We start from the raw sequence: 13,445 nt of genomic DNA on the forward strand, positions 1-13,445 counted from the left end.
CCCTGACGGTCAGCCCGGCCGGACCGCTCCGCGAAAGGCCGTCATGTAGTGGTGGGAGCCCAGCACGTCCACCTTCTTGACCACGTCGCCCGTCTTCGGGGCGTGGATCATCATCCCGCCCCCGGCGTACATCCCTACGTGCGTGGGGACGCCGCCGGTGCCGCCGAAGAACATGAGGTCACCCGGACGTAAGTCGCCGAGAGTCACCCGGCGGCCCTGGCGGAACTGGGTGCCCGTGTAGTGGCCGAGGCCGACCCCGGCCTTCGCCCAGGCCGCCATCACCAGACCGGAGCAGTCGAAGCCGACCCGTGCCGCTCCCCTGCCGACTCCCCTGCTGGGCCCACCGGCCGCCCCGCCGCCCCAGGTGTACGGCGTGCCGAGCCAGCTCTCCGCCGCCTTGACCGCCAACTCACCCCGGACCTCGGTCACCTGCACGGCCGGAGCACCCCGCGTCTCGGTCGCCTGCATGGCCGGAGCACTCCGCGTCTCGGCCGGGGCCGCCTCCCCCGAAGCCGGGCTCCACGCATCAGATGTCTGCGTATCCGGCGCCCGTGTGTCCGGCGCCTGTATGTCCGGCGCCTGTATGTCCGGCGCCTGTATGTCCAGTGCCTGTGTGTCCGGGATCCCGGCGTCCAGACTTCCCGACGCCGGGAACTCCCCGTACAGGGTGCGGGCGTCCGGTGCCCGGCCATCCGATGTCTGCGCGTCCGCGTCTCGCGTACCGGGCTCCGGCACCCCGTCGCCGGCACCGGCTGAGGGCCAGTCCACGACATGGAGGCATGTCTCGAACCTGTCGAGGCGGGCCGCGAGGAGCGCGTCCCAGTGCGCGGACACGAACGCCTCTCGGGACCAGAAGGCGCCGCCGGGCAGCGGGAAGGCCCACGAGCGGGCTCGCAAAGCTCCCAGCCACTTTTTCAGGCTTGCCCGCCACCGCTCTTCCCATCTCGCCCCGGACGGCTCCGGCAGAGCCGATCGCCGCCACTGCTCTCCGGCCGTCCAGTGCGGCCCCTGTCGGGAGCGGCCGGAGCCGTAGGGCGCTCGGCGGCTGGAATCGCCCGGCGACCGAACGTCACCCGGCGACCGGGGAGGCCGCTCGGGCGGCGCGGCGCAGGAGCTCGGGGCCGTCGCATCGAACGCCGAGCCCCTGGGGACACCCGTCGTGGGGCCGATGATCGTCACTCCGGCCATGGCCGCGGTGCCAAGCTTGACGGCGAGCATGATGGGGATCACGCGCTCCTCCTGAGTCCGATCGAAATCGAGGCCCAGCATCTGAGTCGGCGGCCCGGCGGTAAGTGACCGAAAGCGGTTCTGGGGATAAGCGTCAGCGTGTGGACAAGCTCGTGATCCGGATCACCCTCGCGATCCGGATCGCCCCCTCTCCAGAACGGGTAACCACCGAGCGACACGATCGGGGTCGTGGCGGCGGAATCGGGGAATGCCGATCTCGATGCGCCTGTCGAGGGTCCGCCCGATCATGGGAGATGCCGGTCGTTCCGCCGCTCCCGGTTCGGCCCCGTCCTTGACGGGCCGGACGCCTCGTAATAGAACACGTTCCAGAAAGAACATCTGCCAAGCGCTTGATTGAAAGAACGCCTCGGCACGAGCACGAGGCGACCGCATCTGCCGTACACGACCCCGACCTCCCCGGCCACATCTCCCCAGTAGGTGACTCCTGTGCAAATCAATGTCGTCGACCAGGACTACTACGCGCGGCACGGTGTGCCGCACGAGCAGCTCAAATGGCTGCGGGACAACGCCCCGGTGTTCTGGCACGAGGGCGACGCCGAGCTCGGCTGGCCGGGCTTCTGGGCGGTGACCAAGCACGAGGACGTCGTGCACGTCTCCCGGCACTCCGATCTCTTCTCCTCGTCACGTCGCCTGTCGCTCTTCAACGAGCTGCCCGAGGAGGAACGGGAACTGCAGCGGATGATGATGCTCAACCAGGACCCGCCGGAGCACACCCGGAGGCGCTCCCTCGTCAACCGCGGCTTCACGCCCCGGGTGATCTCCTTGCTCGAAGAACACATCCGCGGCATCTGCCACCGGCTGATCGACGAGGCCGAGGGCAAGCCCGACCTGGACTTCGTCACCGACGTCTCCGCGCCGTTGCCGCTGTACGTGATCTGCGAGCTCCTCGGCGCGCCGGTCGAGGACCGGGACAAGATCTTCGAGTGGTCCAACCGGCTGATCGGGAGCGAGGACCCGGACTACGCGACCACGCCGGAGGAGGGCCAGGCCGCGGCGGCCGAGGTCTACGCCTACGCCGGGACCCTGGCCGCGGCCCGCAGGGAGGATCCGCGCGACGACATCGTCACCAAGCTCATCCAGCCGACCGACGGCGGCGAGGTGCTGACCGAGGACGAGTTCAACCTGTTCGTCCTGCTGCTCATCGTCGCGGGCAACGAGACCACCCGTAACGCGGCGACCGGCGGGATGCTCGCGTTCTTTCAGCATCCGGAGCAGTGGGCCCGCCTGGTGGCGGACCGCGCGCTGGCCCGGCCGGCCGCCGACGAGATCGTCCGCTGGGTGTCCCCCGTGAACCTCTTCCGCCGTACGGCCACCACCGACACGGAGATCCGCGGGCAGAAGATCGCCGAAGGCGACAAGGTGGTGATCTTCTACGCCTCGGCGAACCGTGACGCCGACGTCTTCGCCGATCCGGAGGTCTTCGACATCGGCCGGGATCCCAACCCGCAGATCGGCTTCGGCGGCGGCGGAGCGCACTTCTGCCTCGGCAACCACCTGGCCAAGCTGGAGCTCAGGGTCCTCTTCGAGGTCCTGTCCGAGCGCTTCCCGAAGATCAGTCAGGCGGGCGAGGCCAGGCGACTCAGGTCCAACTTCATCAACGGCATCAAGTCGCTCCCCATCTCCCTCCGCTGACACCGGGCCCGGCGCTCCGAACGTCAGGAAAGCGGAGGAGCGCCGGGATCTACGGCCAGGAGGAGTCCTGGTCGGGGTCGCCGCCTCCGGCGAGGAGATTGAGGTCGGCCTCGACCATCATGGCGACGAGTTCCTCGAACGAGACCGTCGGCTCCCATCCGAGCTGCGCCCTGGCCTTCTTCGGATCGGCGCAGAGCAGGTCCACCTCCGCCGGCCGGTGCAGGGCCTGATCGCAGACGACGTGCCGCTCCCAGTCCAGGCCGGCCGCGCCGAAGGCGGCCTCGACCAGCTCCCGTACGGACTGCGTCCGGCCGGTGCCGATCACGTAGTCCTCCGGCTCGGCGGCCTGGAGCATCAGATGCATGGCCCGGGCGTAGTCACCGGCGAAGCCCCAGTCGCGCCGCGCCTCCAGGTTGCCGAGCCGCAGCTCGGAGGCGAGGCCCAGCTTGATCCGGGCGACGCCGAGGCTCACCTTGCGGGTGACGAACTCGGCTCCGCGCCTCGGCGACTCATGGTTGAACAGGATGCCGGACACGGCGTACATGCCGTACGACTCGCGGTAGTTCTGGGTGAGGAAGTGCCCGTACGCCTTGGCCACGCCGTACGGGGACCGGGGATGGAACGGCGTGCGCTCGTTCTGCGGGGTCTCCCGCACCTGGCCGAACATCTCTGAGGACGAAGCCTGATAAAAGCGGATCTGGCCGGAACCGGCGCCGCGGGCGGCGGTGATCCCGGAACAGACCCGGATCGCCTCCAGCATGCGGAGCACACCCATTCCGGTGACCTCGGCGGTGAGCTCCGCCTGCTCCCACGACATCGGGACGAACGAGATCGCGCCCAGGTTGTACACCTCGTCGGGCTGGACCTTCTCCACGGCGGAGATCAGCGACCCCTGGTCCAGCAGGTCGCCCCGGACGAGCTGGACATCCTGGAGCAACTTGCGCACCCGGGAGACCCGGGGGTTCGCCTGGCCGCGCACCAGCCCCCAGACCTCGTATCCCTCACCCAGCAGGTGTTCGGCGAGATACGAGCCGTCCTGGCCGGTGATGCCAGTGATCAGCGCACGCCTGGCCAAGGGATCCTCCTCGCATCGGGGGGCACCCGAATTCTCCGAAGTCCGCATGAGATAGCGGTGTAAGCAGCTATGAGAGGCGAATGTACCCCTCTGGTCCGATCTGAGCGCAGTCGCGACACGGAGAACCTACTAGAACATGTTCCACCGAACCAGATTCGGGTAAGCTAACTTCCCAGTTCGGGCCATGTGAACGCCGGAAAAGAGACCAATTTCACCTCGGTATCCCAAATGGTAGGGTCCGCAGCTAAGGTCATCTTTATGGCAGCCCCAAGGGGGGCACAACTGGAGAGGGGTGCCCCTTGGCGGAGAGGCTGCGAGTCGCGCTGCTGTCCTATCGCAGCAAGCCCACCTGTGGCGGGCAGGGGGTGTACCTACGCCACATCAGCCGTGAACTGGTCGCGCTCGGCCATCATGTGGAGGTCTTCTCCGGCCAGCCGTACCCAGAGCTCGACGAAGGCGTCATCCTCAACAAGGTCCCGAGCCTCGACCTCTACGACGACGCCGACCCGTTCCGCACGCCGAAGCTCGGCGAGTACCGCGACTGGATCGACGCGCTCGAAGTCGCCACGATGTGGACGGCCGGCTTCCCCGAGCCGCTCACCTTCAGCCTGCGGGCCTATCGCGAGCTCAAGAAGCGCCAGGGCGACTTCGACGTCGTCCAGGACAACCAGACCCTCGGGTACGGCCTGCTGGGGATCCAGAAGCTCTTCCCCGTGGTCGGCACCATCCACCACCCGATCAGCGTGGACCGGCGCATCGAACTGGAGGCCGCCAAAGGCTGGAAGAAGCTCTCCATGCGCCGCTGGTACGGATTCGTCCGTATGCAGAGCATCGTCGCCCCCCGGCTCAGCCCGATCCTCACCGTCAGCGAGTCGTCCCTCGCGGACATCCACCGCGACTTCAACGTGCCGCAGTCCAACATGCGGCTGATCCCGCTCGGCGTGGACACCCGCTTCTTCCACCCCCGCCCCCACCTGCCGAAGCGGCCCGGCTCGATCGTGGCCGTGGCGAGCGCCGACTCCCCTATGAAGGGCGTCGCGACCCTGTTGCGCGCGGTCGCCAAGCTCGCCACCGAGCGCGACGTCAACCTGACCGTCGTCAGCAAGCCCACCCCCGGCGGGCCGACGGAGAAGCTGGTCGCCGAGCTCTCCCTGCACGACCGGGTCCGGTTCGTCCACGGCATCTCGGACGAGGAACTGGCCGAGCTGATCGCCACGTCGGAGGTCTCGGTCGTGCCCTCGCTGTACGAGGGCTTCTCGCTCCCCGCGGTGGAGCACATGGCGTCCGGCACGCCCCTCGTCGCCTCCAGGACTGGCGCGCTGCCCGAGGTCGTCGGGGACGCCGCCATCCAGGTCGCTCCCGGCGACCCGGAGGAGCTGGCCGCCGTCCTGCGCCGCCTGTTCGACTCGCCGGAGGAGCGCGCGGAGGTCGGCCGCAAGGGCTACGACCGCGTGATGGAGCGCTACGCGTGGCCGGTGGTCGCCCAGCGCACCGTCGACGCCTACCGCGAGGCCATCGCCGCCCGTACGGCCATCGCCTCGTGAGATCACGCCGTGGCACCGGCGCCCTGGTGCCCGCGCGCGTCACGAAGCCGGACCGGAAGCAATCCGCATGATCATGAAAGGTAGGCAGGAGTGCTGACCGTCGACTTCGAACGGCTTCCCGTCGGGCCTGGCGACCGCGTTCTCGATCTCGGCGCCGGCGGCGGCCGGCACGCCTTCGAGGTGCTGCGCCGGGGTGCCGATGTGGTGGCGTTCGACATGGACGCGGCCGAGCTGGAAGGCGTCGCCGCGATGTTCGCCGCCATGGACAAGGAGGGCCAGATCCCTCCGGGGGCCTCCGGCGAGACCGTGGTCGGCGACGCGCTCGCCATGCCGTTCCCCGACGCGTCCTTCGACCGGGTGATCGCGGCCGAGGTGCTGGAGCACATCCCCGACGACATGGCGGCCATGCGGGAGATCGTCCGCGTCCTCAAGCCGGGCGGGCGAGCCGCGATCACGGTGCCGAGCTTCCTGCCAGAACGCATCTGCTGGGCGCTGTCCGAGGACTACCACACCGCCCCCGGCGGGCACATCCGGATCTACACGCTGGCTGAGCTCAAGGCCAAGCTGAAGGCGTCCGGCCTGGAAGTCGGCTCCCACCACCACGCGCACGGCCTGCACGCGCCGTACTGGTGGATCAAGTGTGCGGTGGGCGTGAACGACGACGACCATCCGCTGGCCAAGGCGTACCACGAACTCCTGGTGTGGGACATCATGAAGCGTCCCGCCGCCACCCGGATCGCGGAGACCCTGCTCAACCCTCTGATCGGCAAGAGCGTGGTCGTCTACGTCCGGAAGCCCGTATGAGCGTCCCGGCGGTCCCCGGAGCGATAGCAGCGGATCAGGTGGTGGCCACCGCGAGGAGCATCGCGGCGGTCCAGGACGACGAGGGCGGCGTGCCGTGGCCGGAGGGCCACATCGACGCGTGGAACCACGTCGAATGCCTGATGGCCATGACCGTGGCCGGACTCCGCGAGGAGGCCCGCCGGGGGTACGACTGGCTCGTCAGATATCAGCGCGAGGACGGCTCGTGGCCGATGAAGGTGGCCGGCGGCGAAGCGGTCGAGAAGGGCGGCGAGTCCAACCACGCCGCCTACGTCGCCGTCGGGGTCTGGCACGACCTGCTCGTGACCGGCGACGAGGACTTCGCCGCCTCCATGTGGCCGATGGTCGCCAGAGCGCTCGACTTCGTCGTCGGGTTGCAGACCACCCGCGGCGAGATCGTCTGGGAACGCGACGCACAGGGCGCTCCCGCGGCGTACGCGCTGCTCACCGGTTCCGCGTCGATCTATCAGGGGCTGCGCAGCGGTGTCCTGCTCGGTGAGCGGCTCGGCGATCCGCAGCCCGACTGGGAACTGGCCGCCGACCGGCTCGGACACGTGCTCGCCGCCCACCCCGAGGCGTTCGCCGACAAGAGCCGTTTCTCGATGGACTGGTACTACCCCGTCCTCGGCGGTGCCGTACGCGGGACCGCGGGCGAAAAGCGCGTCGAGGAGGAGTGGGACACCTTCGTCGTCCCCGGGCTCGGCGTCCGCTGTGTCTCCGACCAGCCCTGGGTGACCGGCGCGGAGTCCTGCGAGTTGGTGCTGACCCTGGACGCGATGGGCGACCGGGAGCGGGCCCTGCGCGTCTTCGCGGACATGCAGCACCTGCGCCACGAGGACGGCTCGTACTGGACGGGCTGGCAGTTCGTGAACGAGAAGCACTTCCCGCACGAGCGCTCCGCCTACACGGCGGCCGCGGTGATCCTCGCGGCCGACGCGCTGTCCGGAGCCACGGCGGGGGCCTCGATCTTCCGCGACGCCGGCGTGGACGACGTCCGCATCACCGGCGACTGCGGCTGCGAGCACGCCCGCGCCTAGATCCATCGGTGCCCGGAGCGAAGGCTTCGATCGGGGGCTCCGACCCAAAGCCGGGATACCAGCCCGCTCGTCGCCGGGCCGACCGACGTCCCCATGATCCTCAGCCCATTGGAGGCCGCCGAGGATCCCGAACTCGCCGTCCTGTCAGTGATCACCCACGCGTACACGCCGGAGGCCCCTGACATCCTGAACGCCCTGCTCACCGCAGTGCACAAGCTCGATCCCCAACGGGGCGCCCTATACGCTGACATGGTACGCGCGGCGCTGCCCCTCAAGATCTGGGAGCACCTGGAGAATCTCATGCAGACCGAAACCCGCAAATACCTCAGTGAGTGGGCCCGCAACAACGTGGCCGAGGGCATGGCTGAATCGATCTTCGCGGTGCTCTCCGCACGTGGTCTCGACGTACCGGAGGACGTACGCGCCGAGATAAACGCCTGCACCGACCTCGCCCAGCTCGACGCGTGGATCCGAGCCGCCGTCACCGTGGAATCGGCACGCGACCTGCTCGACACCTGAAACACGACCTGCACCGGCAACCGCCGGGCCGCCATGACGAACCCAACCGCCGGATCGTTCAAGACGATCCGGAGGCGGCGTTTCCGGGGAGCGTTCAGAGGCCAGGCGTCTTGTGGGTGACGGGGCCTCTGGCTATGGCTAGTGCTCTGACCGCATAGGTTCGCCGGGTCGGTGGTCGCTTCGTTCACCCTGGGAGCGATCTGTGTTTCTGGGTGGCGGTATCACGCAGAAGAAAAAGTGGTTGCCCCGGGACCAGAGCTCATGTTGGCTGGGCAGCATGGCTGAACTGCGTACCGATCGCCTCATCATGCGCCGATGGCGTGACTCCGACCTTGAACCGTGGGCGGCGATGAATGCCGATCCCGAAGTCCGGGAGCACTTGGGCGACCTGCTTACCCGCGAACAGAGCGATGCCTCCGTGTCGCAATTTCAGGCGGAGTTCGACCAGCGAGGCTACGGGTGGTGGGCGGTTGAGGTGGAGGCCACGGGCGAGTTCATCGGCTTCGCAGGCTTGGATGAAGTGGACGACTACATGCCGTTCACAGGAGTGGAGATCGGCTGGCGGCTCGCCCGCTCGGCCTGGGGCCAGGGCTACGCTACCGAGGCTGCGCTGACAGTCCTGGCCCACGGCTTTGACGCTCTTGAGCTTCCTGAGATCCTCGCTGTCACAACGGCCACCAACCTTCGTTCCCAGGCGGTGATGCGCCGGATCGGCATGACCCGGGACCCGGCCGACGACTTCGACGACCCCACCGAGCCCGAAGGGCCGCTGCGTCCGAACGTGCTGTACCGCATCGCCCGTAGTGCGAGGATCTAACGTTCTCCGCTGGGGTCGGCGGTCAGAGTGCTAGATGCCCGGCCCGGTACGTTCGAGGACGCGCAGGGAGCCCTCGGCACGGACCTCGGTGAAGGCCCCCGAGGCGATGGCCCGGAGATAGACGCGGTACGGCGCCTGCCCTCCGTCCGCCGGATCCGGATAGATGTCGTGGAAGACCAGCGCGCCGCCGTCGATCACATGTGGAGCCCACCCCTCGTAGTCCCTGGTCACCGGCTCCTCGGAGTGCCCGCCGTCGATGAAGAGCAGGGCCAGCGGCGTGTTCCAGTGCCGGGCGACGGTCTCGGAGGCGCCCACCACGGCGATGACCTCGTCTTCCAGACCGGCGGCGGCGATGGCCCGCCGGAAGAACGGCAGCGAGTCCATCTTCCCGAAGCACGGGTCCATCAGGGTGGGGTCGTGATGGGCCCAGCCCGGCTGGATCTCCTCCGAGCCGCGGTGGTGGTCCACCGTGAAGACGACCGAGCCCGCCGCCCGGGCGCCTGCTCCGAGGTAGATCGCCGACTTGCCGCAGTACGTGCCGATCTCGCAGATCGGGCCGCGCGAGCCGTACGCGCGGGCGAGTTCGAAGAGGGCCATGCCCTCCTCCGGCGGCATGAACCCCTTGGCCCGTTCGGCCGCGTACCGCAGATCCGCGGGCATCGTGACGGTGTTCACCGGTCGGTCACCTTCAGCATGGTCGGTCCTTCTCGTACGGCTGTCGCCTGCAAGGGACGGAGCCTAGCCCACAACAACCCGAACAAGGTTCCACTGTCCCCTTGTCCGGCATGATGGAACGTGTTCTACTTTGCAACGTGAACCTGCGCTCCCAGATCGCGATGTCCGACGAGGAGATCGCGGGGCTTCTCGGCGACGCCCGCAAGCTCCAGCTCGGCACCATCAACCCCGACGGCACTCCGCACATGGTGACGATGTTCTACGGGCTCGCCGACGGGAAGATCGCGTTCTGGACGTACGGCAAGGCCCAGAAGACACGCAACATCGAACGCGACTCCCGGGTCACCTGCCTGATCGAGGACGGCGACGAGTACTCCGAGCTGCGCGGCGTCATGCTGTACGGCATGGCCAAGCGCGTCGACGACCCCGCGGGCGTCCTCGACATCGGGATGGAGGTCACCCGGCGCATGACCCGGATGGACGACGTCGAACCGCTCCGGGCGTACGTCGAGCACACCGGCCGCAAGCGCGTCGGCTACATCGTCGAGCCGACCCGTGTGGTCTCCTGGGACCACCGAAAGCTCGCCGCCGTCCCGGGACAGAGCTCCTGAAAGCCCATACGAGCTCACCGGAGAAGCGGCCCCACCCAAGGAGAATCACGTTGAAGATCAAGGTCGACGAGCTGGTGTGCGAGGCCAACGCCGTATGCACCGGCCTGGCCCCCGAGGTCTTCGAGCTCGACGACGACGACCAGCTGCACGTCGTGCTGCCCGAGCCCCCGGCGGAGATGCTCGCCCGCGTACGGCATGCGGTCCGTTCCTGCCCCAAAGCCGCTCTATCGCTCGAAGACGAGTAACCCCCCAGGAGGTCAAATGCGCGGAGCTCTGCTGCACGCGGTCGGCGACGACAAGCTCGACATCCGTGACGACTTCACGCTGGCTCCGGTCGGCCCCACGGACGTCCGCGTGAGGATCAAGGCGACCGGTGTCTGCCACTCCGACCTGTCGGTGCTCTCCGGCGTGCTGCCGATGCCGCTTCCCGTGATCCCCGGACACGAGGGCGCGGGAGAGGTCGTCGAGGTCGGCGACCACGTGACCTCCGTCCAGCCGGGCGACCACGTGATCATCAACTGGACGCCCGCCTGCGGCGACTGCCCGAACTGCGTCGCCGGCCAGCCGCACCTGTGCATGACGTTCGTGATGAAGAGCTTTACGGACGCCCGCTTCCGCTACGGCGGTGACACCCCGGCATTCGGCATGGCCGGCTGCGGCACCTGGGCCGAGGAGATCGTCGTCCCGTGGCAGGGGGCGATCAAGGTCGATCCGGACGTGCCGTACGAGGCCGCCGCGCTGATCGGCTGCGGCATCACCACCGGCGTCGGCGCGGTACTCAACACCGCGAAGGTACGGCCGGGCTCCACCGTCGCGGTCGTCGGCTGCGGCGGCGTGGGCCTCTCGGTGATCCAGGGCGCCCGGGTGTCCGGGGCGACCACGATCCTCGCGATCGACCCGCTGGAGTCCAAGCACGAGCTGGCCAAGAAGGTCGGCGCGACGCACGCGATCACGCCCGACCAGCTCATGGACGCCATGGCCACGCTCACCGGCGGCCAGGGCTTCGACTACGGCTTCGAGGTGGTCGGCAAATCCGCCGCGATCATGACCGCCTGGCAGGCCACGCGCCGCGGCGGCGACGTCGTCATCGTCGGCGCGGGCGCCATGGACGACACGGTGCCGCTCACCGCGTTCAACCTGCTCTTCGAGGGCAAGAACATCCTCAGCTCGCTCTACGGCGGCTCGGACGTGCGGCGCGACTTCCCGTTCTTCGCCGGCCTCTACAAGGCGGGCAAGCTCGACCTGGAGAGCATGATCAGCGCCAGGATCAAGCTGTCTGACCTCAACGACGCGGTCACGGCGCTCAAGAACGGCGAGGTCCTCCGCCAGATCGTCATCATGGACTGAGTCCACAAGCAACGGACAGGCCCGCCCAGAGACCGCCGGGGCTCGGGGCGGGCCTGGTGGATTCAGGAGATTGGTCTCAATCCGACCGAGACAGCCGATGCCGTCGACCTGGCTGGAAGTGACGCGGTGGACGCCTATCTCACCAGCGGCGGTCTTCCCGGAATCCTGCGGGCGTGGCCGCCGGCCACCCCTGCGCTCGACTTCATCCGCGAAGAGTGCGCGGATCCGGCATCCCCTTTGTTCGGCGTTCCTGAATCCGTGCTGCTCTCCGAGTTTCCGGCACCCGACCAGGCACGCCGGGTGCTCGAAGCGATCGGCAGCGGCGACAGGACCACGGCCACCATCGCAGCGACGGCGGGCGGGCGCGAAGGCCCGCTGAAATCCGGCTCGCTCTCCCCTCTCCTCCGCAGACTGGCGGAGGAGAAGCAGGTACTGTCCGTAGATCAACCGCTGTCCACCCAGCCAGGCAAACCGGCTCTGTACCGGGTCGCCGATCACAACCTGCGGATGTACCTGGGCGTCCTGAGGGCCGCCGCGGACCACTCCCGCCGGGGCCGTCCCGACCTGGCCTTCCGGTTGGTGCAACGACGCTGGGCCAGTCTTCGCGGTCGTGCGGTGAAACCCGTCGTACGCGACGCGCTGACGATCGCCGCCGCGTCCGGCGAGTTGCCGTGGCCCGAGGTGGAAACCGTGGGCGGCTGGTGGAATCGCCGCTTCGCTCCCGAAGTCGATCTGGTCGGCGCGGACCGCGCCCCGGTGGCCCGCCAGGTCGCCTTCGTGGGCTCCATCAAGTGGCTGGGTACCCCGTTCGACGCGCATGATCTGGCGACGCTCCGCCGTGACGCGGCGCAGGTGCCCGGATTCGACACGGAGGCGAGCGGACTCGCTGTGGTTTCGTTGTCGGGCGTGCGGTCCGGCGCGGAAGGCGCCGACCTGGTCTGGGGCGCGGACGATGTCATCGCGGCGTGGCGTTGAGCCTGCGTGGCAGTCGAGCCCGGGCGGCGGAACTCGTCCCGGAGGACTCCCCCGCCCCGGTTGCTCTGAGCGGCCGCGCCACCAGAACAGGCGACGGGCCTAATCCGACGAGAAGGCCGCGTCGAAGGACGCCTCCGGCGGGGTGATGGCGTTCAACCTCCGGATGTACGCCAGGGACTCCGGAGCGCCGGCGAGGCGGTCCATGCCGGCGTCCTCCCACTCGATCGAGATCGGGCCGTCGTAGCCGATGGCGTTCAGGGCGCGGAAGCACTCCTCCCACGGCACGTCGCCCCGTCCGGTCGAGACGAAGTCCCAGCCGCGCCGCAGGTCCGCCCAGGGCAGGTGGGACGACAGGCGGCCACGGCGGCCGTCGCCGAGGCGGACCTTCGTGTCCTTGCAGTCGACATGGTAGATCCGGTCGGCGAAGTCGAGGATGAACCCGGCCGGATCGACCTGCTGCCACACCATGTGCGAGGGGTCCCAGTTCAGCCCGAACGCCTCGCGGCGGCCGACGGCCTCCAGGGTGCGCACCGTCGTGTGATAGTCGTAGGCGATCTCGCTCGGATGCACCTCGTGTGCGAAGCGCACGCCCACCTCGTCGAAGACGTCCAGGATCGGGTTCCACCGGTCGGCGAAGTCCTGGTAGCCCGCCTCGATCATCGACGGCGGGACCGGCGGGAACATCGCCACGGTGTGCCAGATGGACGACCCGGTGAACCCGACCACCGTTTCGACGCCGAGCTTCGCCGCCGCCCTCGCGGTGTCCTTCATCTCCTCGGCCGCGCGCCGCCGTACCTCCTCGGGGTCTCCGGAACCCCACAGACGCGCGGGCAGGATGGCCTTGTGCCGCTCGTCGATCGGGTGGTCGCAGACGGCCTGCCCGACCAGGTGGTTCGAGATGGTCCACACGCCGAGGTTGTGCTTGGCGAGGATCTCGCGTTTGCGGTCCACGTACGTGTCGTCGGAGAGGGCCTTGTCCACCTCGAAGTGGTCGCCCCAGCAGGCGATCTCCAGGCCGTCGTACCCCCATTCGGCGGCGAGCCGGCACACCTCCTCGAAGGGGAGATCGGCCCACTGCCCGGTGAACAACGTGATCGGTCGCGTCATGTGCGCTCCTCCCGGTACGGGATCTCTGGGGATTTC

At 68.7% G+C, this 13,445-nt stretch carries 14 protein-coding genes; 10 read left to right on the forward strand and 4 right to left on the reverse strand.

What is annotated here, in order from left to right; genetic code table 11:
• Nucleotides 1–9 precede the first annotated feature (9 nt).
• The gene (locus QSK17_RS29030; protein ID WP_285708638.1) at nucleotides 10–1,230 is read right to left on the reverse strand and encodes a C40 family peptidase; all 1,221 of its coding nucleotides are present in this window, start codon (nucleotides 1,228–1,230) and stop codon (nucleotides 10–12) included.
• Nucleotides 1,231–1,674: 444 nt separating this feature from the next.
• Between QSK17_RS29030 and QSK17_RS29035 the strand changes: the two genes are divergently transcribed.
• Complete coding sequence (locus QSK17_RS29035; RefSeq protein ID WP_285708639.1) at nucleotides 1,675–2,880, forward strand: cytochrome P450; 1,206 nt, start codon at nucleotides 1,675–1,677, stop codon at nucleotides 2,878–2,880.
• A gap of 49 nt (nucleotides 2,881–2,929) precedes the next feature.
• Here the strand turns inward: QSK17_RS29035 and QSK17_RS29040 are convergent, their stop codons facing one another.
• Entirely contained in the window at nucleotides 2,930–3,955 is a 1,026-nt protein-coding gene (locus QSK17_RS29040) for a GDP-mannose 4,6-dehydratase (RefSeq protein WP_285708642.1), read from the reverse strand.
• Nucleotides 3,956–4,254: 299 nt separating this feature from the next.
• On the opposite strand from QSK17_RS29040, the gene QSK17_RS29045 reads away from it, so the two are divergent.
• From QSK17_RS29045 to QSK17_RS29065, 5 genes are all read left to right on the forward strand, one after another.
• Nucleotides 4,255–5,499 (forward strand): glycosyltransferase family 4 protein, encoded by a 1,245-nt coding sequence (locus QSK17_RS29045; protein ID WP_285708643.1) that lies wholly within the window; start codon nucleotides 4,255–4,257, stop codon nucleotides 5,497–5,499.
• Between the two features lie 90 nt (nucleotides 5,500–5,589).
• Entirely contained in the window at nucleotides 5,590–6,303 is a 714-nt protein-coding gene (locus QSK17_RS29050) for a class I SAM-dependent methyltransferase (RefSeq protein WP_285708644.1), read from the forward strand.
• Nucleotides 6,300–7,358, forward strand: a complete 1,059-nt coding sequence (locus QSK17_RS29055) for a glycoside hydrolase family 15 protein (RefSeq protein WP_285708645.1) — start codon at nucleotides 6,300–6,302, stop codon at nucleotides 7,356–7,358. The genes QSK17_RS29050 and QSK17_RS29055 overlap by 4 nt, the downstream gene beginning before the upstream one ends.
• A gap of 93 nt (nucleotides 7,359–7,451) precedes the next feature.
• Nucleotides 7,452–7,877, forward strand: coding sequence for a hypothetical protein (locus tag QSK17_RS29060; protein ID WP_285708647.1), 426 nt, complete (start codon nucleotides 7,452–7,454; stop codon nucleotides 7,875–7,877).
• Nucleotides 7,878–8,154: 277 nt separating this feature from the next.
• The gene (locus QSK17_RS29065; protein WP_285708648.1) at nucleotides 8,155–8,694 is read left to right on the forward strand and encodes a GNAT family N-acetyltransferase; all 540 of its coding nucleotides are present in this window, start codon (nucleotides 8,155–8,157) and stop codon (nucleotides 8,692–8,694) included.
• A gap of 30 nt (nucleotides 8,695–8,724) precedes the next feature.
• Here the strand turns inward: QSK17_RS29065 and QSK17_RS29070 are convergent, their stop codons facing one another.
• Nucleotides 8,725–9,354 (reverse strand): class I SAM-dependent methyltransferase, encoded by a 630-nt coding sequence (locus QSK17_RS29070; RefSeq protein ID WP_285708703.1) that lies wholly within the window; start codon nucleotides 9,352–9,354, stop codon nucleotides 8,725–8,727.
• A gap of 152 nt (nucleotides 9,355–9,506) precedes the next feature.
• Between QSK17_RS29070 and QSK17_RS29075 the strand changes: the two genes are divergently transcribed.
• The 4 genes from QSK17_RS29075 (at nucleotide 9,507) to QSK17_RS29090 (ending at nucleotide 12,302) form a co-directional block, all read left to right on the forward strand.
• Nucleotides 9,507–9,980: a pyridoxamine 5'-phosphate oxidase family protein gene (locus QSK17_RS29075; protein WP_285708650.1), complete on the forward strand. Its 474-nt coding sequence runs from the start codon at nucleotides 9,507–9,509 to the stop codon at nucleotides 9,978–9,980.
• Between the two features lie 50 nt (nucleotides 9,981–10,030).
• A complete protein-coding gene (locus QSK17_RS29080) occupies nucleotides 10,031–10,225 on the forward strand; it encodes a ferredoxin (RefSeq protein WP_285708651.1) in 195 nt (64 codons plus the stop codon).
• 16 nt (nucleotides 10,226–10,241) lie between these two features.
• Nucleotides 10,242–11,327: a Zn-dependent alcohol dehydrogenase gene (locus QSK17_RS29085; protein ID WP_285708652.1), complete on the forward strand. Its 1,086-nt coding sequence runs from the start codon at nucleotides 10,242–10,244 to the stop codon at nucleotides 11,325–11,327.
• A 126-nt stretch (nucleotides 11,328–11,453) separates the two neighbouring features.
• Nucleotides 11,454–12,302 carry a hypothetical protein gene (locus tag QSK17_RS29090; RefSeq protein ID WP_285708653.1) on the forward strand — a complete coding sequence of 283 codons (849 nt, stop codon included), beginning with the start codon at nucleotides 11,454–11,456 and terminating at the stop codon, nucleotides 12,300–12,302.
• 99 nt (nucleotides 12,303–12,401) lie between these two features.
• On the opposite strand, the gene QSK17_RS29095 is transcribed toward QSK17_RS29090, so the two are convergent.
• Entirely contained in the window at nucleotides 12,402–13,409 is a 1,008-nt protein-coding gene (locus QSK17_RS29095) for a sugar phosphate isomerase/epimerase family protein (RefSeq protein WP_285708654.1), read from the reverse strand.
• Nucleotides 13,410–13,445 lie beyond the last annotated feature (36 nt).

The organism is Microtetraspora sp. NBRC 16547 (genome assembly GCF_030268965.1).
GTDB lineage: Bacteria > Actinomycetota > Actinomycetes > Streptosporangiales > Streptosporangiaceae > Microtetraspora.